This is a genomic window from Oceanobacillus sp. FSL K6-2867 (assembly GCF_037963145.1).
In the GTDB taxonomy this organism is placed as follows: Bacteria; Bacillota; Bacilli; order Bacillales; family Amphibacillaceae; genus Oceanobacillus.
Genome location: NZ_CP150144.1, coordinates 1,693,374 through 1,715,890, shown reverse-complemented (window position 1 = coordinate 1,715,890; position 22,517 = coordinate 1,693,374). Strand labels below are relative to the sequence as shown.

16 protein-coding genes are annotated in these 22,517 nt (G+C 39.3%); 12 read left to right on the top strand and 4 right to left on the bottom strand.

The genetic code is table 11. The annotated features are described in order from the left end of the window. Positions 1–302 precede the first annotated feature (302 nt). From NSQ77_RS08425 to NSQ77_RS08395, 7 genes are all read left to right on the top strand, one after another. A complete protein-coding gene (locus tag NSQ77_RS08425) occupies positions 303–1,544 on the top strand; it encodes a M20/M25/M40 family metallo-hydrolase (RefSeq protein ID WP_339230308.1) in 1,242 nt (413 codons plus the stop codon). 446 nt (positions 1,545–1,990) lie between these two features. Then, positions 1,991–3,202: a sensor histidine kinase gene (locus NSQ77_RS08420; RefSeq protein WP_339230306.1), complete on the top strand. Its 1,212-nt coding sequence runs from the start codon at positions 1,991–1,993 to the stop codon at positions 3,200–3,202. Beyond that, on the top strand, positions 3,129–3,761 hold the full coding sequence (locus NSQ77_RS08415) for a response regulator transcription factor (protein WP_339230304.1): 633 nt from the start codon (positions 3,129–3,131) through the stop codon (positions 3,759–3,761). The genes NSQ77_RS08420 and NSQ77_RS08415 overlap by 74 nt, the downstream gene beginning before the upstream one ends. Positions 3,762–3,894: 133 nt before the next feature. After that, positions 3,895–4,827 carry an ABC transporter ATP-binding protein gene (locus NSQ77_RS08410; protein ID WP_339230302.1) on the top strand — a complete coding sequence of 311 codons (933 nt, stop codon included), beginning with the start codon at positions 3,895–3,897 and terminating at the stop codon, positions 4,825–4,827. 16 nt (positions 4,828–4,843) lie between these two features. Then, positions 4,844–6,103: an ABC transporter permease gene (locus NSQ77_RS08405; protein WP_339230301.1), complete on the top strand. Its 1,260-nt coding sequence runs from the start codon at positions 4,844–4,846 to the stop codon at positions 6,101–6,103. Then, entirely contained in the window at positions 6,103–7,206 is a 1,104-nt protein-coding gene (locus NSQ77_RS08400; protein WP_339230299.1) for an ABC transporter permease, read from the top strand. Before NSQ77_RS08405 ends, NSQ77_RS08400 begins: the two co-directional genes overlap by 1 nt. Before the next feature lie 226 nt (positions 7,207–7,432). Then, a complete protein-coding gene (locus NSQ77_RS08395) occupies positions 7,433–8,041 on the top strand; it encodes a DedA family protein (RefSeq protein WP_339230298.1) in 609 nt (202 codons plus the stop codon). 78 nt (positions 8,042–8,119) lie between these two features. Here the strand turns inward: NSQ77_RS08395 and NSQ77_RS08390 are convergent, their stop codons facing one another. Then, positions 8,120–9,118 carry an LLM class flavin-dependent oxidoreductase gene (locus NSQ77_RS08390; protein ID WP_339230297.1) on the bottom strand — a complete coding sequence of 333 codons (999 nt, stop codon included), beginning with the start codon at positions 9,116–9,118 and terminating at the stop codon, positions 8,120–8,122. 99 nt (positions 9,119–9,217) lie between these two features. Then, entirely contained in the window at positions 9,218–11,368 is a 2,151-nt protein-coding gene (pulA, locus tag NSQ77_RS08385; protein WP_339230296.1) for a type I pullulanase, read from the bottom strand. 354 nt (positions 11,369–11,722) lie between these two features. Between pulA and glgB the strand changes: the two genes are divergently transcribed. The 5 genes from glgB (at position 11,723) to NSQ77_RS08360 (ending at position 20,047) form a co-directional block, all read left to right on the top strand. Continuing rightward, on the top strand, positions 11,723–13,636 hold the full coding sequence (gene glgB / locus NSQ77_RS08380) for a 1,4-alpha-glucan branching protein GlgB (protein ID WP_339230294.1): 1,914 nt from the start codon (positions 11,723–11,725) through the stop codon (positions 13,634–13,636). Next, positions 13,636–14,790, top strand: a complete 1,155-nt coding sequence (locus tag NSQ77_RS08375; RefSeq protein ID WP_339230292.1) for a glucose-1-phosphate adenylyltransferase — start codon at positions 13,636–13,638, stop codon at positions 14,788–14,790. The genes glgB and NSQ77_RS08375 overlap by 1 nt, the downstream gene beginning before the upstream one ends. After that, entirely contained in the window at positions 14,787–15,893 is a 1,107-nt protein-coding gene (glgD, locus tag NSQ77_RS08370; protein ID WP_339230290.1) for a glucose-1-phosphate adenylyltransferase subunit GlgD, read from the top strand. Before NSQ77_RS08375 ends, glgD begins: the two co-directional genes overlap by 4 nt. A 276-nt stretch (positions 15,894–16,169) precedes the next feature. After that, positions 16,170–17,600, top strand: a complete 1,431-nt coding sequence (locus NSQ77_RS08365; protein WP_339230288.1) for a glycogen synthase — start codon at positions 16,170–16,172, stop codon at positions 17,598–17,600. Positions 17,601–17,614: 14 nt separating this feature from the next. After that, the gene (locus NSQ77_RS08360; protein ID WP_339230287.1) at positions 17,615–20,047 is read left to right on the top strand and encodes a glycogen/starch/alpha-glucan phosphorylase; all 2,433 of its coding nucleotides are present in this window, start codon (positions 17,615–17,617) and stop codon (positions 20,045–20,047) included. Positions 20,048–20,122: 75 nt separating this feature from the next. Here the strand turns inward: NSQ77_RS08360 and NSQ77_RS08355 are convergent, their stop codons facing one another. Continuing rightward, on the bottom strand, positions 20,123–21,337 hold the full coding sequence (locus tag NSQ77_RS08355; RefSeq protein ID WP_339230285.1) for a CoA transferase: 1,215 nt from the start codon (positions 21,335–21,337) through the stop codon (positions 20,123–20,125). Positions 21,338–21,368: 31 nt separating this feature from the next. Beyond that, positions 21,369–22,517, bottom strand: a complete 1,149-nt coding sequence (locus NSQ77_RS08350; protein WP_339230283.1) for an alpha-hydroxy-acid oxidizing protein — start codon at positions 22,515–22,517, stop codon at positions 21,369–21,371.

Below are 22,517 nucleotides of genomic sequence, written 5' to 3'. Positions count from 1 at the left end.
TACTATAACGAGAGACATTTCTCAAAACATAGCCTTCTCCAAGTGCAGTTAAGTATGCTAAAAGAATGATTCAAATTCAATTTTAGATTGGGAAAGTGACTTGCTGCTAAATCAGTCATACTCTACTTTTGAAGGAATGGAGAAGATCATTATTACAATCTTTTTATTTTCATTTATAATCTACATATACTACAAATTAGGATAATTACAAAATGTCTAGATTGTAGAGAAAAAACATAGGTAAGTATATGTTCCTTGATGAATATTTAAAACATTGTAATGTATTTTAAGGAGGAAATAAAATGTTATCACCAAAAGTCCAAGAAACCTATGAGAAATTAATGGCTGATGAAAGGGTAAACCGCACATACAAATTCATAGAATCGGATCATCAAAATACAATTTCTGAGCAAATCCAGCTTACAGAAATACCGGCGCCGCCATTTAAAGAAGAGGTGCGAGCCAAAATTTTTAAGCAATGCCTAAAGAAGCTTGGTCTAAAAGATGTCAAAATGGATAAAGAAGGGAATGTATTTGGGGTCCGGCCTGGAACTGGAAATGGACCGAAATTATTTGTTTCCGCTCATTTAGACACTGTCTTTCCAGAAGGTACAGATACAACGGTAACAGAAAAGGATGGGAAATTATACGCCCCAGGAATTGGAGACGATACGAGGGGGTTAGCTGAAGTTTTGGCAATCGTACGAGCGCTGAATGAATCGTCTATTCCTACTGTTGGAGATATTATTATAGGGGGAACGGTAGGAGAAGAGGGCGCAGGAGATTTGCGTGGCATGAAAGCATTTTTTCGTGACAACGATGTAGACGGCTATATATCCATCGATGGTCCGCATATGAATGTTATTACTTATTTAGGTACTGGAAGCTATCGCTATCAGATTACATACAAAGGTCCTGGTGGACATAGTTTCGCTGATTTCGGTTCACCTAGTGCAACACATGGGTTGGGCAGGGCGATTGCGGCGATAGCTCAACTGGAAACGAAGGCTGATCCCAAAACAACCTTTACAGTTGGCGAGATTCGTGGAGGTACATCAGTAAATGCAATTGCTCAGGAAGCTAGAATGCTCGTTGATTTGCGCTCGAATGACCAACAGGAACTTGATAAATTAGATAAAAGGTTTATAGAGATTGTAAGAAATGCGTGTGACGAAGAGAATAAGCGATGGAAAAGTGAAGATCTTACAGTAGAAATGGAACGGTTCGGTAACCGGCCGCCGGCAAGTCAACCATCTGATACTGTAATTGTGCAAGCGGCTTGGGCTGCAATCAAATCAGCAGGCGGTGATCCGCGACTCGGTCAGCCAAGCAGTACGGATGCGAATTATCCGATGAGCTTAGGAATTCCTGCTATAACTACTGGGACAGGTGGGAATGCTGGGGGAGCACATACTTTGGAGGAGTGGTATGACCCAACAAATGGTCACCAGGCAATTCAAAAAAGCTTTGCTTTGATTTTAGGTTTGGTAGGCGTAAAGGATGTTTGTGAGCCTTTACTTCCTGTTATAGCGAAAAACGATTAAGAGTCTTTGTTATAGCATAGGAAACTATAAAATTTGAATGCTGTGGATAACTTAGTTACCCTAAACGGCTACGTCCAGCTCCAGCGCCCAGCGACTAGCGAGACTTCCCTCACCTCCGTACGATAAAGAAGACTTGCCGACTGGCTGTGCCAGAGGCTTAGTCGCACTTATACCCTTGTGGTGAAAGTCAACATCGACTCCCTGCGGTCGCCGTGTTTCCTTTATCTCCTACGTAGGAATGTTCGACAAGTCGAACCACCCCAAAGTACGGGGCGCAGTCCGTACGTCGCTAACCGGGCGCTTGCGCTTTTGTTATAGAGTGAAAATAGCTTTTAGGGATATGAATCACTATGGATTTCATATCCCTATTTTATATCCATTCCCTCATTTGTTTTCTAATTCCCAATTTGATACGATAACCTCAGAAATAGGAAAGGAACACGTATATGAAAGTATATTGGATATGGCTATTATTTAATATTAGTCCATGGATATTTGCTTTAGCATTCTTCTCTGTAAGTATGGTTGAATTACTATGGCGCTTACTCGGTGTTGCAATCTATTTTGTCATTTTTTTTATGATGCCATTGGTAACAAACAAACCGGTACTTACAATGATTCTGCTCAGCCTGAATACATGTATTGCGGTATTTACTTTATTCCCGTCACAGGGGGACGGATTTAATCCTTTTCTTATCCTGATTCTTTCTCTGCTTATTGGTGAAGCCTGTTACTACTTGAATTTCCGACAAGTTAGCGTTGTTGTAATGGTCGGTATGGCAGGGATTATTGCTTTGCTTTTAACTGCAGAACTCTCTATCTTTACAACAGGTTTTATCGTGATATACGTTGTATTTTTATTAACTGCAAGCTTTAAGTATAAGCAAACAAAGTATCAAAATGATGACCTACGTGCTCGATATGACGCTTTGCTCAGTGAATATCGAAGTGTGAAGAGACGTCTTTCATCGGATGAAGAATTAGCAAGGCAGGAAGAGCGTGTTCTAATTGGTCATGAAATCCATGATTCTGTCGGTCACAAGCTTACAGCTCTTCTTATGCAGCTTGAAGTATTCCGATTACAGGCAGCAGAAGATGATAAATCGCAAATTGAATCGTTGAAGGAGCTTGCGAATCAAAGCCTCGAAGAAACACGAAATGCAGTAAAAATGTTAAAAAGTAATGATGTTGGTGGGCTTGCCGGAGTTTTACGTTTGATTCGTAAATTGGAAACAGAAAGCTTTATTCGCATTCATTTTTCAGTAAAGCATGGTGCATTTGCGGTACCCCTCACGGGAGAACAGTCATTTGTCATCTACCGTTCGGTACAGGAAGCATTGACGAATATCATGAAGCATAGTAATGCAAGAGAGGCAGAAGTTATGTTTGAAGCCCCTGGCGGGAGTATTTTCCGTTTTGAAATTAACAACCCTGTAAAAAATGATAATCGATTTCAGGAAGGATTTGGTCTAGCTTCCATGCGGGAGCGGATTGAAAAAATTGGTGGCGAGCTACATGTGCAGAAAACAGATGGACAATTTATTGTCCGTGGTTTATTAAAAATAGCTGACCTGGGGGAAGTGTATGATTCGAATACTACTGGCCGAAGACCAAGTGATGGTAAGGCAAGGATTAAAAATGATGATAGAGACGGATGAGGAAATAAAAGTAACAGGGGAAGCAAGCAATGGAAAGGAAGCGATTCAGCTTTGTGAGCAGCAGTCATTTGATGTGGTTATTTTAGACATTCGTATGCCTGTTATGGATGGTATCGAAGCTGCAAGGATAATCCAGAGCCGCTGGCCAAAGTCCAGAATTTTAATATTAACGACATTTGATAATAATCAGTATGTCATGGACGCACTAAAGATTGGGGTTAGTGGTTATATCCTAAAAAATGCCGATACAGATTCGTTGATTCGATCAATTCGCAGTGCCCTGCAAGGTGGATTAGCTGTAGAGGACCAGGTTGCAGCTAAAGTTATGCCGCTATTACTTAACAAGCAAGTGGAGAAAACGGTCGATCCCTCCTTAACGCCCCGAGAGCGTGCCATTTTAACGTGCATCGGTGAAGGACTTAATAATAGCGAAATTGCGGAACGACTGGGGTTATCGGTAGGAACGGTGAAAAATAACACAAGCCAAATCTTAAATAAATTAGAGCTGAGGGATCGTACGCAGTTAGCTATTTATGCCATACGACATAACCTTGTATGAATAACAACGTGTCATTAGCAAAATAAAATGACTAAAGTAATTCCTGATTAACTTGGTAATGACTAAAGACAGTAGTGATGCTGTCTTTATTTTTGTATGCTTTAAATACAACCAATTGAGGGAGTGTGACCATATGATCGAAACGATAAAGTTAAGTAAAACATATAAGGGCAAGAAAGCCGTAGATGAAATTAACATTTATTTAGATGAAGGAGAATCAGTCGGGTTGCTTGGTCCAAATGGAGCTGGAAAATCAACTACAATTTCTATGATATCCTCCTTGCTGAAACCAACATCTGGTGATGTGAAGTTAGATGGTAAAAGTACAATAAAAAATCCAGCTGAAATTAGAAAGGTTCTTGGTGTAGTTCCACAAGAAATTGCATTATATGAAGAGCTTTCCGCATATGAAAATTTGAAGTTTTTTGGAGAGATTTACAGGGTGAAAAAGAATGAACTTGAACAGCGGATTCAAGATGTGCTTGGTATGGTTGGGTTAAAAGAGAGGCAAAAGGAGCTTGTAAAAACCTTCTCTGGCGGAATGAAAAGAAGGGTAAATATTGCTGCTGCATTATTGCACAATCCGAAAATCTTAATCTTGGATGAGCCAACTGTTGGGATTGATCCACAATCGAGAAACCATATTCTTGAAACGGTTCGCAAATTGAATGAAGAAAATGGTACAACGGTACTTTATACGAGTCATTACATGGAAGAGGTAGAGCAGCTATGTAAACGGGTCTATATTATGGACCATGGCAAAGTCGTAGCGTCTGGAAGTAAAGCAGAATTATTAAGTATTTTATCGAGTGAAGACACAATCCGCGTCAATTTAAGTGAAACAAGTGATGAGCTAATTAAGAAGATCAAGTCTTTAGAGTATATCCGTCTTGTTGATGAAACAAGTGAGGGAATCCGAATTATTTGCAAAAAAGGTGCTAATATTCTTGGTGACTTGGTGCGTGCAGCGGAAAGTGAAGGGATTCAATTAACGAATTATCAAATGGAGACACCGAGTCTTGAAGACGTATTTTTGCATTTAACCGGTCGAACATTAAGAGATTAGGAGGAGGCTATCAAACATGTGTTCATTTTTAAAAAAAGACTTGCTTGTCTTTTGGAGAGACCGTAAAGAAGTTCTCATTTCTCTACTAGCACCAATTTTATTGATCATTGTGTTGAATATTGCCTTCTCCGATTTGTTTGGGGAGGATGCAGAAGCATTGGATATCGATTTAGGAATTGTTTTGGAGGATGATGAGTCTCTTGGACAAGAGAAGTTTGCGGAAGCAGTATTAGAAATGGAATTATCAGCGGAAGAAAAGGAAGCGATAATTAGGCAGGCATCATCTATTTCACCAGCCGGTTTCATGAATTCCTTTTTTAGTGATTCGGAATTAAGTGGATGGATTAGGACAGAGAAATTAAGTGAGGAAGAAGCGAAGGAACAGGTAACGAATGGAGAATTGGATGGTTTCGTTAAGGTCCCAGAGGGGTTTACGTATGACGTCCTTCGGCAGCTTATGCTTGATCAGCCTGCAGATAATGCTCTTGTTCTCCAGATCGAAGAACAATCTACCGAGTCGGATACAATTCAAACCATCATTTCGAATTACCTTGATACCCTTAACTTTCAATTTGCACTTCAGGGTGAAACAAATGGAGGATTAGAGGATCCAATATTACCCGAAGGAGGCAGGGAAGTTGTTGAAGGAGCCGATTCATTTAGTATTTCACAATACTTTACAATTGCAATGAGTTTTTTGTTTGCACTATTTATAGCTTCCACTGTTGCAATGAAAACTACCACGGAAAAAAGAGAGCGTGTATTTAACCGGATTATATTAACGAATACGAATCCACTTTCTTTTTTAATGGGAAAGACAATCTCTGCTTTTTGCTTTGTTTGGTTACAGCTGTTGTTTTTATTTAGCGTTAGTCATTTGCTTCTAGATGTGTTTGAAGGAAAATCAATGACATTTTGGATGGGAGTAATTGTAATTATTACATTCTTCTCCTTAGCGGTAGCTGGCCTATCTGCAGTGTTTACAACATTCACATTGAATGTAAACAATACTGATGCAGCTAATGGTGCATTTAATTTAGTTATCATGCTGCTTGCAGCAGTTGGAGGGAACTTTTTTCCAACTCAAGGGATGCCGGAATGGCTGCAAAAAGTAGGAGAATGGACACCGAATGGGTTAAGCTTGTCCGTCTTTATGCAGTGGACTCAGTTTGGCGACTTTCAGACTTTAATCTTTCCAATGGTTAAGTTATTTGTATTCTCCATCGGTTGTCTAATCATTGGAATATTTCTATTTCCTGGAAGGGGGAGAGTATAATGTTCCCGGTATTTAGGTCGCAATGGAGGAAAGATAAACGGAAGCCATTGATGGTCATTCTTTTTCTCGTAGGAAGCATTGCGTTAACTCTGATTTTTACGAGTAGCAATATGATACCCCAAACATCCATAGCGGTATTCAGCAGCGAATCTAACTCTAGTGAAGTGGTGGATAAATGGGAACCCATATTAAATCGTAATGAGTCGTTTAACTTTGTGATAACAGATGAGAAAACTGCACGTACAGATGTAGCGGAGGGCAAAAGAGACATAGCAATTAACCTGATGGAGCATGATTACCGATTAATTTCAGCCTATGATGTCCCTACGCTTCCATTGATTGACCAATACGTTCGCAAGGTGTTTACGGAGGAAGCGCAAATGGAAGCAGCAGCTGGTCCACAGGATATTGATGATATTCGGCATGATGTGGAGAACTATTTGGAAAATCCGCCATTGCAATTAAAAACGAAGTCAATGAGTGGAGAAGAGTTATCTGAACACAATATGGGGATTCAGCTACTGTTCGGCTTTACCCTTTTTATGGCTATGTTCACCATTGGGTTCAAGGTAAATGGTGTTTTATCAGATAAGGTAAGTGGGATATGGAATCGAATGATTTTATCTCCTGTAAGTAAGACGGGAATGTATACAGGACACCTGCTCTATAGTTTTTTAATCGGTTTTGTTCAAATTGCTGTAGTACTTTTTATTTTTCAATATGTGATGAGTTATAATTTAGGTAATAATTTTGCTATGCTCCTTGTTATAGCTGCAATTTATGCACTGAGTATCGTTAGTATGGCAATGCTGATAACAGGGTTTGTGAAAACGCCCGAGCAATTTTATATGATCTATCCTTCTGTGGTACCCATTATTCCAGTTATTAGCGGGGTTTATATGCCACCAGGAACAATAAGTAATGCGGTTCTTTTATTCATCGCTGATTTATTTCCGCTGAGGCATGCAATGGATGCGATGATGGATGTTGCCTTTTATAATGCAGGCTGGAATGAAATTGCTCTGCCATTGGTTCTAATGCTTTTAATTGGTGTCATTTGCATGGGCTTAGGAATTAACTTGGTAGAACGAAAAAAAGATTAAAAGGTTTGAAGCTATAATCTGTACGAAAAGTGCATCATGGTGAGCTTTTCGTACAGATTTTTTAAAAGATGAGTCATATACCCATGTATGAAATGTTAGAAAGAATTAATATACATATCTTCTTATTACGATATAATTGCCTTAGTGATTAAAATTCCCGACAAACAATGAGGCAGGGATTTAGCTGTTTCTACTAAAACATATATTAGCATGGGAGAATGAAGTAATGGAAAACTGGATTACAAGCATGATGGAGCAATTTGGCTACATCGGTATTTTTTTATTGATTATGGTGGAAAACCTATTTCCTCCAATTCCATCTGAGGTTATTTTAACATTTGGTGGTTTTATGACGACCCATTCAAATTTAAGCATTCTAGGAGTGGTAATTGCAGCTACTATTGGATCTGTAGCAGGCGCAATTGTTCTTTATGGAATAGGATTTGTGATTAATGTAGATCGAATCGAAAAAATAGTGGACAGGTGGGGACATGTTCTAAGACTTACTCGTGAGGATATTCATAAAGCAAATGACTGGTTTGCGAAGTATGGTGTGTGGACTGTATTCTTCTGCCGCTTTATCCCTTTAATCAGAAGCTTGATTTCTCTGCCTGCAGGAATGTCGCGTATGAATTTTTGGGTGTTTCTAGCATTAACGACAGTAGGAACATTTATCTGGAATATTGTTCTTGTTAACGTTGGTGCTGCAGTTGGCGATTCTTGGGAAACCATTGTGGGCTATATGGATATCTATTCCAATATTGTTTATGCAGTGCTCGCATTACTTTTCATTATTTTTGTTTGGCTCTTTATTAAGAAACGATTTAAAAAGTGATGAATTAAAATGAATTGGAGGTGGGCGATTAGGAGAAGAAATCGCTCACCTTCTTTAAATTCGTTTACGGTCTTCTAATTAAAGCCTGAATGCCTTTGCTAATAGTTGAATTGCCTTCTTTCGATTTGCGGCTCCTGGCAGGTTCGGAACAATTGTGACCTCATCTGCTTGATAAAACTCCGCTAATTTTAAAATTTCCCCTTTGACATGATGTACATTCCCAACAATCGCTCCTTTTCGTATCTGAGTAATTTTTTGCTTCTCAAATGAGCTGAAACGTCGTTTTTGTGCAGTTTGAACCGATGGGAAATAGGGTGGGTTCTTTGCCGTTTCAAGCGAAGCCATCCAGAGTTCAAAAGCTCCGGCAAATGCCTCTGCCTCTTCTTTGGTTTCACCAATAATTGTGAATACAGCAATTGAAACAGACGGCTTTTTATGGAAAGAAGAGGGCTGGAAGTTTTTGCGATAAGTAGAAATAATCTCTTTGCCAATCTCCGAAGGCTTGAAAAAATGGGCGTAAGTATAAGCTGTACCTTGTTCTGTGGCGATTTTTGTACTTTTGCCGCCGGAGCCGAGCATCCAGATTTCAGGCAAGGTTTCGATAACTGGAGTTGCAGTTAATTGGTGAAAACGATGTTCGGAATCTGGATCATCGGTTAAGTATTTTTGTATATCTATGACTTGCTGCTCATAGGTCAGACGTTCATCTTTCTCCTCGTTCAGAGCATGGTTTACAAGTCTGCCGCCAGAGCTATTACCAATCCCAAGATCGATGCGACCAGGATGAATAGCCTCGAGTGTTCGAAACGTCTCTGCAATTTTGTATGGGCTGTAATGTGGAAGCATGACTCCGGCAGCACCAATTCGAATGCTGGAGGTAGAAGTAGCTAAGTGCATCATAAGCAATTCTGGTGCACTGCTGGCTATGGAGAGAGCCTGATGCTGCTCAGGTACTAAGAAACGCTTATAGCCCAGCTTGTCAGCTAGTTGTGCAAGTTCGGTCGTATGTCTTAATGCTTCATTTGCAGTCGCATTTTCATCAATGAGTGCATAATCAAGTATGTTTAATGGAATCACGGATTGGTCTTCCCTTCTTGTTCGAAATTAGAAAGGGCATGACAGTATTTGTTCATGCCCAATGTCTTGCAAGCCTGGTAGCTATGTCGCTCAACAACATTATTCTCCATTATTAGGCAGTACAACTGCGATTTCTTTTGACGTTCTTGTTCGCGTCTTTTGAAAAACGATAATCTCATATGCATTGATACTGGTAAATTCGCCAATGATATCATCCTTTTCAGAAACGTCATTGGACACCATCTTTTTCCACTTGCCGGATGAGGGAAGATGGAGGTCGAATTTTTCCTTTGTCGGATTAATATAAATTGAGAAGTCTTCTTGATCCCCTAACAGGGTAAAGCCAAAAACAGGGTAGGGGGTTTCGAGTACATGGAATCGCTGCTGTATTTCTTTTTGAGAAGCCATCCGAAAAACTGCATACTTTTTTCTTAATGCTATTAAAGCTTTCACAAACGCAATATTTTCCTTTTCCTGCTCTCTTTTCTTCCAATCCAGCATATTAATTGAATCACCGGAGAGATAGCTGTTTTCGTCACCTTGTTTACTGCGGAACCATTCCTGACCGGCATGAATAAATGGAACACCTTGGCTTAATAATGTAATGCCTGTAGCTAATTGATGCATCTTTTTACGGTCATGATTATCAAGATCTGGGTTTGTTAAACATAAACGGTCCCATAGTGTGTGATTATCATGGCATTCTACGTAATTAATGGTTTGATTAACATTAATAGAACCATGATTGTTTGAATCTAATGCAGCACCGGAAAGCAAATAAGGCATTCTTTCTAGAAAACGACCGGTCCCATTGATATAGCCAGTATCTTGCGGTTCGAATAAGTTTCCTTTTAATGAATCTCGAAAGTAGTCATTGAAAAAGTGAATCCCGTTTAATTGGCTTGCGTTATAGCTGGCTGCTTTTAAGCTGTTATCAAGCGCTGTTGGCAAATCCCATCCTTCTCCGAGCAGCATAATTGGTGTTTCCTCTTCCTGACAGCGTTTTTCAATTTGCTGCATCGTCTTAATATCTATCGCTCCCATTAAGTCGAAGCGGAAGCCGTCCACCTGATATTCCGATAGCATGAAGTTAATTGTATCCAATATAAATTTTCGCACCATACTTCTTTCTGACGCGATATCATTACCCACCCCAGTACCATTACTTAAGCTCCCGTCGGGATGATAGCGGAAATAGTAGCCAGGAACGAGCTGTTCGAATGGCGATTCTTCCATAACGAAGACGTGGTTAAATACAACATCCAGAATAACGGCGACATTTTCCTTGTGAAACGCTTGAACCAATGCTTTCAGCTCGTTAATTCGGGCGATTGGTCTGTCTGCCAATACCGAATAACTTCCTTCAGGCGTCTGAAAGAATAAAGGATCATACCCCCAATTATATGCGTCATCTGGATGAAGCTCATCAACACGTGCAAAGTCGTTAACAGGTAAAAGCTGTACATGTGTACAACCTAATTCTTTTAGATAGGAAAGTCCAGTAGAGAATCCATTTTTGGTGGTGGTTTCTGTTTCAGCTAACCCTAAAAATTTGCCTCGATTAAGAACACCACTTTCCGGGTCAATGGTTGCGTCTCTTACATGCAGCTCATAAATAATCGCATCCTGTAACTGTTTGATAGACGGGCGTTTCTGGCTTATACCAAGTTGTTCTGTCCTGGCGAAGTCAACTGCAACTGCCTTTTTGCTATTAGCAACCAGAGCTTTTGCATATGGATCGTTGACTCGCCTAATACTTCCATTAACAAAAACCTCAAATTCGTATGGCTGCCCATGCCAGTCACCCTCTAGCTCCAGCCTCCAAACGCCTTGACCCAGCTTGTTTAATAGGTAAGAGACTTCATTTAAGATAATTTTGACAGAGATAGCCGTTGGCGCCCAAACAGAAAAAATAGTGGAGCCTGAACTGCAAACAGCTCCAAATTGCTGATCGAGAGCAGCATAACGTCTATCAAACCACTCCGTCCGTAAAATTCCCCGTGGATAAACAGGTATCACTGCTTCGCCATAATGAAGAAATAGCTCCTCGCCAAGGGGAATTTCTTCAGCTACCTCTAATTCTGCTGTAGCATCATTAATATTTCTAATTTGCTTTATTGTTAAAACTTTATTTTCCGCCTTCCAAAACAAGTAAGGGGATTCGTTGTCGGTATTAAATAATGTTTGTATATGATGATCGCTGTATGTCAGCGTATGAATGTTATCAATCCAAGCAACTCGTTTTTCCACAAAAAGCATCTCCTCTTCCAATGCATTTCACTTCTTTTAGTATATGTTATATCCATCTTTTCGGGAATTTCCTGCTTTTCAATAATGGAATATTAATAAGAAATTTATTTGCTCTGTAATTCTAAAGAATTCTTTACTAACTTTACCACAATTATACATAAACATACGTAGACAGACATATTCACGATACTTCGACAGGATGAGACAATTTCAATAGGAAAGTGTCGAAGGAATTTTCTGATAACTATCTTGAAATCTTATAGGATTGTATCTATAATGATGAGTATTGTTAAGAAAAAATATTTTATCATTGAGATATGTAAATGAAAAGTTTTATAAGAAGGAGGCCCTTTTTTGAGCGACAATATTTCCGAACAGGATACCTATTTATTCCACCAAGGAACAAATTATGAAAGTTACAAGATGATGGGCTGCCATTTTACCGAATTGGATGGAGTAAAGGGTTACCGGTTTGCAGTATGGGCACCAAATGCAAAACAAATTAGCATCATTGGTGACTTTAATCAATGGAATGGAAAAAGCCACGCATTAGAGCGGTTGACAGAGCAAGGGATTTGGTGGGGCTTTTTTACGGACATAGAAGGCGGCTTGCCTTATAAATATGAAATTATTACTCCAGACAACCGAACAATATTAAAATCAGATCCCTATGCTTTTCAATCAGAACTTCGACCAAATACAGCGTCATTAACTCCAAAAAAGAACTCTAATTACACATGGAATGATCATACATGGAAACAAAACAAGAAATCCTTTAATGCATATGCATCTCCTATTTCGATATATGAAATACATCTTGGTTCGTGGAAAAAGCATGATTCTGGTGAGTTTTATTCGTACATAGAGCTGGCAGAAGAGCTGATCCCCTACGTTAAGTCGATGGGATATACTCATATTGAATTATTGCCCCTTGCAGAGCATCCATTCGATTTATCTTGGGGTTATCAAATTACAGGTTATTACGCAGTTACCTCACGTTATGGTTCACCTGATGAATTTAAACACTTTGTGGATCAATGTCATCAAAATCAGATTGGTGTCATTATGGATTGGGTTCCAGGCCATTTCTGCAAGGATGATTTTGCTTTGCGGAAGTTCGATGGGGAGCCGTTATACGAATATGCGGATCCATTGAAAGCCGAGAAAAGAACTTGGGGGACATTGGCATTTGACTTTGGGAGGCCTGAGGTCCAGAGCTTTCTCGTTTCCAACGCAATATTTTGGCTGCAGGAATATCACGTCGATGGAATTCGTGTCGATGCTGTTGCCAGTATGCTTTATTTAAATTTTGACCGACGGGATGGAGAGGAAGGAATAAAAAACTCGTATGGCGGAGAAGAAAATCTAGAAGCTTATGCCTTTATTCGCAAACTGAATGAAGCTGTTTTTTCTTATGAGCCGCAAGCACTAATGATGGCTGAGGACAGTTCGGACTTGCCCTTGGTTACAGCACCGACCTATTCAGGAGGGCTTGGTTTTAACTTTAAATGGAATATGGGCTGGATGAATGACATGTTGCGTTATATGAAAAAAGATTCGATTCATCGAAAATGGCACCATAACTTGCTGACCTTTTCTTTTATGTATACACATTCCGAGAACTTTCTCTTACCACTCTCACACGATGAGGTTGTTCATGGAAAGAAATCATTGCTCGATAAAATGCCAGGAGATATGTGGCAGCAATTTGCTAACCTTAGACTGCTGTATGGTTATATGATGGCACACCCAGGAAAGAAGCTTCTTTTTATGGGAGGAGAACTTGCTCAATATGCAGAATGGAAGGATAAAGAGCAATTAGACTGGCATTTACTAGACTATCCACTTCATCATGGAATTTTTCAATATGTAAAAGCGTTAAATATGTTTTATACCAGTAACCCCGAGTTGTATGAACTGGATCATGAACCAGACGGATTTGAGTGGATTGATCCACATAATGTGGATCAAAGCATTGTAGCTTTTAGGCGCAAGGGTAAGAAGCAGGATCAAGAGCTGATAATCATTTGTAATTTTACGCCTGAAATTCGCTATGACTATAAAATAGGTGTTCCGATTCCGGGAACCTATCAGGAGGTATTTAATTCTGATCAAGAAGAATTTGGTGGATCGAATCAGCTGAATGAGGATAAACATTTTAGTTTTCCAGAAAAATGGCATGGATTACCTCAGCATATTAAGATAAAAGTTCCGCCATTATCTGTCGCGATATTCAAATATAACAAAAATGTCCAGGAGGCGTTGTAATGAAGGAATGTATTGGTATGTTATTAGCAGGAGGAGAAGGGAAACGTTTAGGGGAATTGACCCATCATCTTGCTAAACCTGCTGTCCCTTTCGGAGGGAAATACCGGATTATTGATTTCACCTTAAGTAATTGTACCAATTCAGGCATTTCAACTTTAGGAGTGCTGACACAGTATTCGCCACTCGAGCTGAATAAGCATATTGGTAATGGAAAACCGTGGGATATGGATAAGCAAAGCGGCGTAACCGTGCTTTCTCCTTATACTGCAAAAACTGGGGGTGACTGGTACTCAGGAACTGCTGATGCAATCTATCAAAATATGCATTTTATTAATCAATTTGACCCCGAATATGTACTTGTTATATCAGGAGATCATATTTATCAAATGGATTACCAAAAAATGCTTGAACAGCATAAGAAAACAAATGCAGATGCGACCATTTCTGTTATTGAAGTTCCTTGGGATGATGCATCCCGATTCGGAATTTTAAATGTATCGGATAATCTCCGGATCTATGAATTTGAAGAAAAACCGAAGAACCCACAGAGTAATCTAGCATCGATGGGGATTTATATATTTAAATGGAGTAAATTGAAAGCCTATTTACTTGAAGATGCACATAACAAAGCATCCAGACATGACTTCGGCAAGGATATAATCCCTGCTATGCTTGATGATACACAGCGCTTATTTGCATATCGGTTCGACGGCTACTGGAAGGATGTAGGAACCATTCGCAGCTATTGGGAAGCAAATATGGATCTGCTGGATGAGAATCTTAGCCTTAAATCCAATCATAAAGAGTGGCGAATTTACACACATGATTCGAATTTGCCACCACAATATGTTAGCCAAACGGCAACTGTAAGCAATTCACTAATTAATTCTGGATGCTTAATTCACGGCAATATTGAGAATTCCATTTTATTTAGAAATGTACATGTGGAGCAAGCAAGCACTGTTCGTCAATCGATTATCCATCCAGGAGTAAGGATTGGCGAAAACTGCAAGCTTAATCGTGTCATTGTTATGGAAAATACGGTTATTCCAAAAGGAACAGCAATTGAGGTAGATGAATTCCAAGAACCATTTGTAATTAACCAGGAAATTTTAGGTGGCATGCTGACACCAGCTGGGGGAGAAAGTAAATGAAGAAAATGGTTGGACTAATCAATTTAGATCATGAATATCATGTGTTTAATGAGCTGACATACTTTCGCAATAGTGCATCGCTGCCTTTCGGCGGTCGCTATAGAATGATTGATTTTACATTATCGAATATGGTGAATTCAAATATTAACGAGGTCGCAATTTTTGCCCGAAATAAATATCGTTCTTTATTAGATCATTTAGGAACAGGAGAGAACTGGGATCTGGATCGCAGAAATGGAGGATTGTTCATCCTCCCGCCAGATTGGAATGATCCTTCCGATAAATCCCAAGGGGATTTGCGCTTTTTTCATAATAACCGAGATTATTTCCATCGAAGCCAATCGGAATATGTATTAATCAGCGGTAGTCAGTTTATATCAAATTCCGATTATAAGGATGCATTTACCTACCATTTGGAACAAGAAGCAGATGTAACCTTAATTACGACCAACGTTAAAGAACTATACCCTGAGCATTACCCTTACTTTCGCGTTGAAGCAGACCAAAATGGGCGGGTAACCGAGATTACAAATGATCAACATAATTCCGAGCTATTTACCGGCGTCTATATTATTAATAAGAATCTATTAATGAGATTAGTAGATGAATGTATTGCTTACGATAAAGATAATTTCTTTATATGTGGTGTGAAAAATAAACTTGACGATCTTAAAATACAACGATATGAACATTCTGGATACAGTGCATTTATAAATTCAATTGAGAGTTTTTTCAGGCAAAATATGAATTTACTGGATGCAAAGCATTATCATGATTTATTTTTTGGGAACCATTTAATACGGACAAAAGTCTCCAGCAATCCGCCAGTAAAATATCGTAAAAATTCTGATGTCGAACATTCCTTGTTAGCCAATGGGTGTGTAGTTGATGGAAGGGTTGAAGGGAGCATTCTGTTTCGTGGTGTTGCTGTTCATACAGGTGCAACTGTAAAAAACTCTATTATTATGCAACGCTGTACGATTGAGGAAGGTGTCCATCTCGAGAATGTCATCCTCGATAAGGATGTCCATGTATCAAAAGGACAGAAAATAATCGGCTCAAAAGAAAAACCATACGTAGTTGCTAAAAGACAGGTTATTTAATAGGCAAAAGCGCCATTGCCCTTATAGTCTAAAACGAGACATACGGACTGTGCCCCGTAATTTTTTGGGGGGACTCATCGAACTTCGAACGCAAGAGGTTGACTCCACAGTATAAGATGAATGATGACTTTTGCTTTATAGGCGAAAAGTCAAGTTCATCTAAAAGGAAATACGGTAACATAAAATATTCCTGCAGGACATAATTTGTCCTGTAGTTGCCTTATTAATGGTTACAAAATTATGGTGAAATTATAAAAATAAAAGGAAGGTGAAAAAATGAGCAATATATTATTTGTTGCCTCTGAATGTTCGCCATTTATTAAAACCGGGGGATTAGCAGATGTGATAGGATCACTTCCGCAAGCATTGAAGAAAGAAGAGAAGCTGGAAGTCCGGGTTATATTACCATTGTACGATGAAATAGATGATATATGGAAAGAACAAATGGAATATCTTACTACCTTTGATGTGCAATTAGGCTGGCGGAAACAGGAAGCACAATTATTTATGCTCGTACACGATCACATTACGTATTATTTTATCGCCAATGAATATTATTTTACGAGAAAAGGGATTTACGGCTATTACGATGATGGTGAACGCTTTGTATTCTTTAGTCATGCAGTTCTGGAATCTCTAAGGCATCTCGATTATCGTCCGGAAGTGCTTCATGCACATGATTGGCAAGCCGGAATAGTGGTGGCACTTGCCAACATTTTAAAGCCAATTGATGGGATGAAGACCATTTTTACGATTCACAATCTCAAATATCAAGGTGTTATGCCATTACATATATTTGATGACTTTTTTAATCTTGAGAATGAACACATTGCTGGGATGGAATGGGATGGAATGTTTAATTGTATAAAGAGTGCTTTGTTCCATGCTGATAAAATTACAACCGTTAGCCCAAGCTATGCCGAGGAAATAAAGGACCCTTACTATGGAGAAGGTATTCACGCAATGTTGCAAGAGAGGTCGGCTGACCTGCTTGGTATACTTAATGGAATTGATACAAAGGAATACAATCCATCATCCGATCCAAATCTGTTTGTGAATTATCGATCAGCACGCTTAAAGAAAAGACAAAATAGAATCAAACTTCATGAAGAAATTAACCTTCCATATAAAGAAGGAACCCCTTTGTACATTATTATTACAAGACTGGTAGAACAAAAGGGACTTTATCTTGCCCAGCATATTTTAGATGAATTCCTCGAGGAGGACGTCCAATTTATCGTATTAGGAACTGGGGAACCTGAATTTGAAAGCTATTTTGCGGATTTAGCCAAACGTTATCCAGATAAGGCTCAAGCAATTCTATCCTTTGACGAAGGGCTGGCTCGAAGACTTTATGCAAGTGCAGACTTTTTTATAATGCCATCCAAATTTGAACCGTGTGGATTATCTCAGTTGATTGCTTTGCAGTATAAGACTGTCCCGGTTGTTCGAGAAACCGGAGGATTAAAAGACACAGTTCTGTCTTATAATAAGTGGACTGGTGAGGGAAACGGTTTTAGCTTTACAAATTATAATGCACACGATTTATTAAATGTTTTGCGCTACACTATAGAAATATATGGTAATTCAGCACAATGGCAAAACCTATTGAAAAACGTTAATAAAAGTCAATTCAGCTGGAAAGACTCAGCCCAGCAGTATGCTGAAATTTACACAAATCTTGTACCGGAATCAATCATGGGGTAGGGGGGAGTATTTCCTTGGCAGACGTAACGGTAAATACATTAAAACAGGAAATTTTAAGAAGGCTTATTTCTGATAAAGGAAGAGAAGTTAAGGAAGCAACATCCCAGGATATCTATTATGTGCTTGCATCGATTGCTAATGAAGAGATAAAACAGCAGTGGTTCGAGACACGTAAAAACTATCGGGAAGGCAAATATAAAGAAGTTTATTATTTATCGATGGAGTTTTTAATCGGCAGAATGCTTGAAAGTAATCTCTTGAATTGCGGCATGCTTAATACAGCAAAGGGAGCTTTGCAGGAGCTTGGCTTTGACCCAGAGGATATTTTCGCTGAAGAGCATGATGCTGCGTTAGGGAATGGAGGCTTAGGCCGGCTTGCAGCATGCTTTCTTGATTCATTAGCCTCATTAAACTTTCCAGGACACGGGTATGGGATTCGCTATCGTTACGGCTTATTTGAGCAGCGTATTATTCACGGAAACCAAGTTGAACTGCCGGACTATTGGTTGAAAAACCCTTATCCATGGGAAACGAGAAATGAGGAAGAAGCGGTGGTTATTCAATTCCATGGTGATGTACATATGTTTAAAAAAAATGATGGCACACTTGAATTTGAATACCAAAATACAGATAAGGTAATGGCAGTTCCGTACGATATCCCAATTGTTGGTTATGAGAATGATACAGTGAATACACTGCGTTTGTGGAGTGCAGAAGTAATTCACCAAAATAATGGAGATGGCTTGCTGGAGGAAAATAAGGAATATTATCATGGCCTTGATCACCAGCATTCCATTGAACAAATATCAGGATTTTTATATCCAGATGATTCTAGTTATGAGGGGAAAGAGCTTCGTTTAAAGCAGCAGTATTTTTTAGTGTCATCAAGTATTCAGAACATCCTAAAGCATTTTAAACGAAATCATCACCTGCCACTTAGTCGTTTGGCAGAAAAAGTAGTCATCCAAATCAATGATACACATCCCAGCTTAGCGATTCCAGAATTGATGCGGATTTTAATGGATGATGAGGGGTTCAGCTGGGACAATGCTTGGGAAGTTACGACGAAAGTAATTGCTTATACGAATCATACAACGTTGAGTGAGGCTTTAGAGACATGGACAGAAGAGATGATAAAAAATCTCTTGCCAAGGATCTATATGATTATTGATGAAATTAATGAACGGTTTTGTAAAGGGATCTGGTTTGAACATAAGGAATTAAGAGATTTTATACCCGAATTAGCTATAATCGCTTATGGACGCGTTCATATGGCAAGACTTGCGATTGTAGGCAGCTTCAGTGTCAACGGTGTGGCGCGCATTCACACCGAAATACTGAAGAAAAAAGAAATGAAAAATTTTTACAGCCTGTATCCAGATAAATTTAATAATAAGACGAACGGAATTACTCATCGTCGGTGGCTATTGCAGGCAAATCCGAAGCTTGCTGGCTTGATAACAGATATCATTGGACCGCAATGGGTGAAACGGCCAAAACAGCTGATTAGCTTATTAAAGTATTCTAATGACAATGCATTACTGGAGAAATTTGACCAAGTAAAGCATGAGAATAAAAAGATATTAGCTAATTATATTCATCAGCATTTAGGAATCACCGTAGATGAGCAATCGATTTTTGATGTGCAAATCAAACGGCTGCATGAATATAAGCGTCAGCTGTTAAATATTTTCCACGTAATTTATTTATATAATGAGCTGAAGGACAATCCGAACCAAAATATTACGCCACGTACATTTATTTTTGGGGCAAAAGCAGCTCCAAGCTATCATTTAGCGAAGGAAGTTATAAAATTAATTAACACGGTAGCATCCATTGTGAATTATGATCCAGATGTAAGAGATCGATTAAAGGTTATTTTCCTGGAGAACTATAATGTTAGTCTGGCAGAAAAAATTATTCCTGCAGCTGATATTAGTGAACAAATTTCAACTGCAAGTAAAGAAGCATCTGGAACAGGGAATATGAAAATGATGATGAATGGTGCGCTGACATTAGGTACAATGGATGGAGCGAATATTGAAATCCATGATTTAGTCGGTGACCAGAATATGTTTATTTTTGGACTGACAGCCGATGAAGTGCTTCATTATTACCAGCATGGGGGCTATCATGCAAGAGATTTATATAATACAGATGATCGGATCAAACGAGTTTTAGATCAGTTGAATCAGGGTGAGTTTGGTGTTCATAATATCGAATTTAAGGATATTTATTACAACATTCTATACCACAATGATCCGTATTTTGTGCTCAAGGATTTTGAACCTTACTTAGAGGCACACGAGCTTATTGAACGGGCTTACCGAAACCGGAATACGTGGTTAAATATGAGTGTAACGAATATTGCTTACTCAGGTAAATTTTCAAGTGACCAGACCGTTCAGGAGTATGCAACAGAAATCTGGAAAATTAAAAAGGTATAGAGAAAACCGGGCTTATTGGCCCGGCTTTTCAGATTCTAATTATTTCTTTTGCTAACTAGCATAGGATGTCTAACACTATGCTTCGACTTTTTCTGAACGGTTGCTTAGTACAGCATCATCAACCAATTGTTCGATTGTTTCAGCTTTGTATCCAAGCTCTGCTAAAATTTCCTGATTATGCTGACCAAGAAGTGGGGCAGGCTTAGAAAGATGCCCAGGTGTTTCGGAAAACTTAGCAGGGAATCCAAGTGTTTTCATGGAACCACCAACAGGATGCTCGTAATCCAAAATCATGTCCCGCGACTTAATTTGTTCATTATTTAATGTTTGATCATAGGATAAAATAGGTCCAGATGGAATTCCATGTGTATCTAATAGGCCTAGCCAGTAATCACTTGATTCAGTTGTCAGAACCTGTTCTATTTCTGTCTCAAGCTCAGCAGCATTTTCCGCGCGTATACTGTTCGTTAAAAAGCGTTGTTCTTCTATCCACTCCGGCTTTGTCAGAACATGGCGGCATAAATTTTCCCATAGCTTCTGGTTGCCTGCTCCTATTAGGATAAAGCCATCTTTTGTCTTAAAGCCTTGATAAGGTGCAGATACGCGATGTGCCGTTCCATTCCGGCGTGCAACCTCGCCTTTGCCAAAGTAAGCAGCAGCTTCCCAAACCGTCCAAGCAAGTCCAGAGTCAACGAGTGAAATGTCTATGTACTGGCCTTTTCCACCTTTAAGGCGGTGAATATAGGCGGTAAGTATTGATTGAATGGCCGTTTCTGCTGCGGCAATATCATGAATCGCGATACCGACTTTAGCAGGCTTTCCTGACTTTTCACCGGTCATATCGATTAATCCTGAAAGACCTTGCGCCATAATATCAAATCCGCCCTTATTGCGATATGGACCTGTTTGCCCGTATCCGGAGATGGAGCAATAGATAAGGCTTGGGTTCATTTCTTTTAATGTATCATAATCAATGCCAAGCTTTTTCGTCACACCCGGTCGATAGTTTTCTACAAACACATCTGCATCTTTAATAAGGTCATATAATACATATAATCCTGCTTCGGTTTTTAAATTGACACACATGCCTCTTTTGTTTCGGTTGACCATCATGTACATATAGCTTTCTTCATTGATATATGGTCCCATTGAGCGTGTATCATCACCGATTGGATACTTCTCGACTTTAATAACATCGGCACCCATGTCACCTAATACCATCGTACAATATGGCCCAGCTAAAACTTGTGATAGATCAACTACTTTCATGCCTTTTAATGCTTGTTCCATTGGATGCCCACTCCTTAAGTTTGTTATTCTATCATTGTTCGCTTTTTACAATTTGGATATTACGAGCCGCCTTTACATTATTCGCTCCTGAAAGTGCGAGTGAAACCTTCGTTTCCTGAATAAAATTCTCTAGGACTTTTTCCACACCAGTTTGTCCAGCGATGGCCAGCCCATATACATATGGCCTGCCATATAATACCGCATCGGCACCCAGGGCAAGAGCTTTGACAACATCTGCTCCGCGACGAATTCCGCTATCAAGCAAAACAGGAATAGCCCCGTCTGCTTCTTTTGCAATCGCTGGGAGTGCATCAATACTAGAAATAACTCCATCTAGCTGACGACCGCCATGATTGGAAACAATAATCCCGTCGACTCCGCTTTCGATTGCAAGTCGTACATCCGATGGGTGCAGAACGCCCTTTAATAAAATTGGCAAGGATGTAAGTTTTTTCAGTTCTGCTACATGCTTCCAATTGAGGGAAGGATGATAAATATTTTGCAATATCTCTTGAATTATGGAGTCGTGATCATCGTGTGCAAGTGTGGATAAGAAGACATTATCCGTTATGTAATTTGCCTTCCCATAACCTTCTCTAAGAGGGGAAAAGCGATTTCGCATATCTTCTTCCCGCCAGCCAAACATAAATGTATCAATCGTCAATACAATTGCTTCATAGCCTGCTTCTTCTGCTCGCTTTACCATACTGTACGAAATATTTTCATTATTGGACCAATAGAGCTGGAACCATTTTGGGCTATTGCCGGAAGCGGCAGCCACTTCCTCAATGGAGTAGCTGGACACCGTACTTTGAATATATGGAACATGGTATTTTGCTGCTGCCTTTGATACAGCAATTTCTGCATCTTCATGTGTTATTTTTAACATTCCGACAGGCGCAAGCAGAAATGGATGTGCATAGGTACGTCCAAATAATTCAATACTCGTATCGGCGACAGACACATCATTTAAGTATTTGGGAACAATTGAATATTTTTCAAAGCTAGTGATGTTTTTTCTTAATGTTTCTTCGCCGCCTGCTCCAGAGCGAGTGTAACCAAATGCAGCGGTATCAATTTTTTCTTTGGCCGCAGCTTCTAATTCCTCTGCACTAAAAGGAAATACTTCAGATGAAATGATGTTTTCAATAAATGAGTCATTTTTCTGTACGGTTGTCAT

What these genes read in the sequence shown, in the direction of transcription:
- NSQ77_RS08425 (WP_339230308.1), top strand. Translation starts at nt 303, where the DNA reads ATGTTATCACCAAAAGTCCAAGAAACCTATGAGAAATTAATGGCTGAT.
- NSQ77_RS08420 (WP_339230306.1), top strand. Translation starts at nt 1,991, where the DNA reads ATGAAAGTATATTGGATATGGCTATTATTTAATATTAGTCCATGGATA.
- NSQ77_RS08415 (WP_339230304.1), top strand. Translation starts at nt 3,129, where the DNA reads ATGATTCGAATACTACTGGCCGAAGACCAAGTGATGGTAAGGCAAGGA.
- NSQ77_RS08410 (WP_339230302.1), top strand. Translation starts at nt 3,895, where the DNA reads ATGATCGAAACGATAAAGTTAAGTAAAACATATAAGGGCAAGAAAGCC.
- NSQ77_RS08405 (WP_339230301.1), top strand. Translation starts at nt 4,844, where the DNA reads ATGTGTTCATTTTTAAAAAAAGACTTGCTTGTCTTTTGGAGAGACCGT.
- NSQ77_RS08400 (WP_339230299.1), top strand. Translation starts at nt 6,103, where the DNA reads ATGTTCCCGGTATTTAGGTCGCAATGGAGGAAAGATAAACGGAAGCCA.
- NSQ77_RS08395 (WP_339230298.1), top strand. Translation starts at nt 7,433, where the DNA reads ATGGAAAACTGGATTACAAGCATGATGGAGCAATTTGGCTACATCGGT.
- NSQ77_RS08375 (WP_339230292.1), top strand. Translation starts at nt 13,636, where the DNA reads ATGAAGGAATGTATTGGTATGTTATTAGCAGGAGGAGAAGGGAAACGT.
- glgD (WP_339230290.1), top strand. Translation starts at nt 14,787, where the DNA reads ATGAAGAAAATGGTTGGACTAATCAATTTAGATCATGAATATCATGTG.
- NSQ77_RS08365 (WP_339230288.1), top strand. Translation starts at nt 16,170, where the DNA reads ATGAGCAATATATTATTTGTTGCCTCTGAATGTTCGCCATTTATTAAA.
- NSQ77_RS08355 (WP_339230285.1), bottom strand. Translation starts at nt 21,337, where the DNA reads ATGGAACAAGCATTAAAAGGCATGAAAGTAGTTGATCTATCACAAGTT.
- NSQ77_RS08350 (WP_339230283.1), bottom strand. Translation starts at nt 22,517, where the DNA reads ATGACAACCGTACAGAAAAATGACTCATTTATTGAAAACATCATTTCA.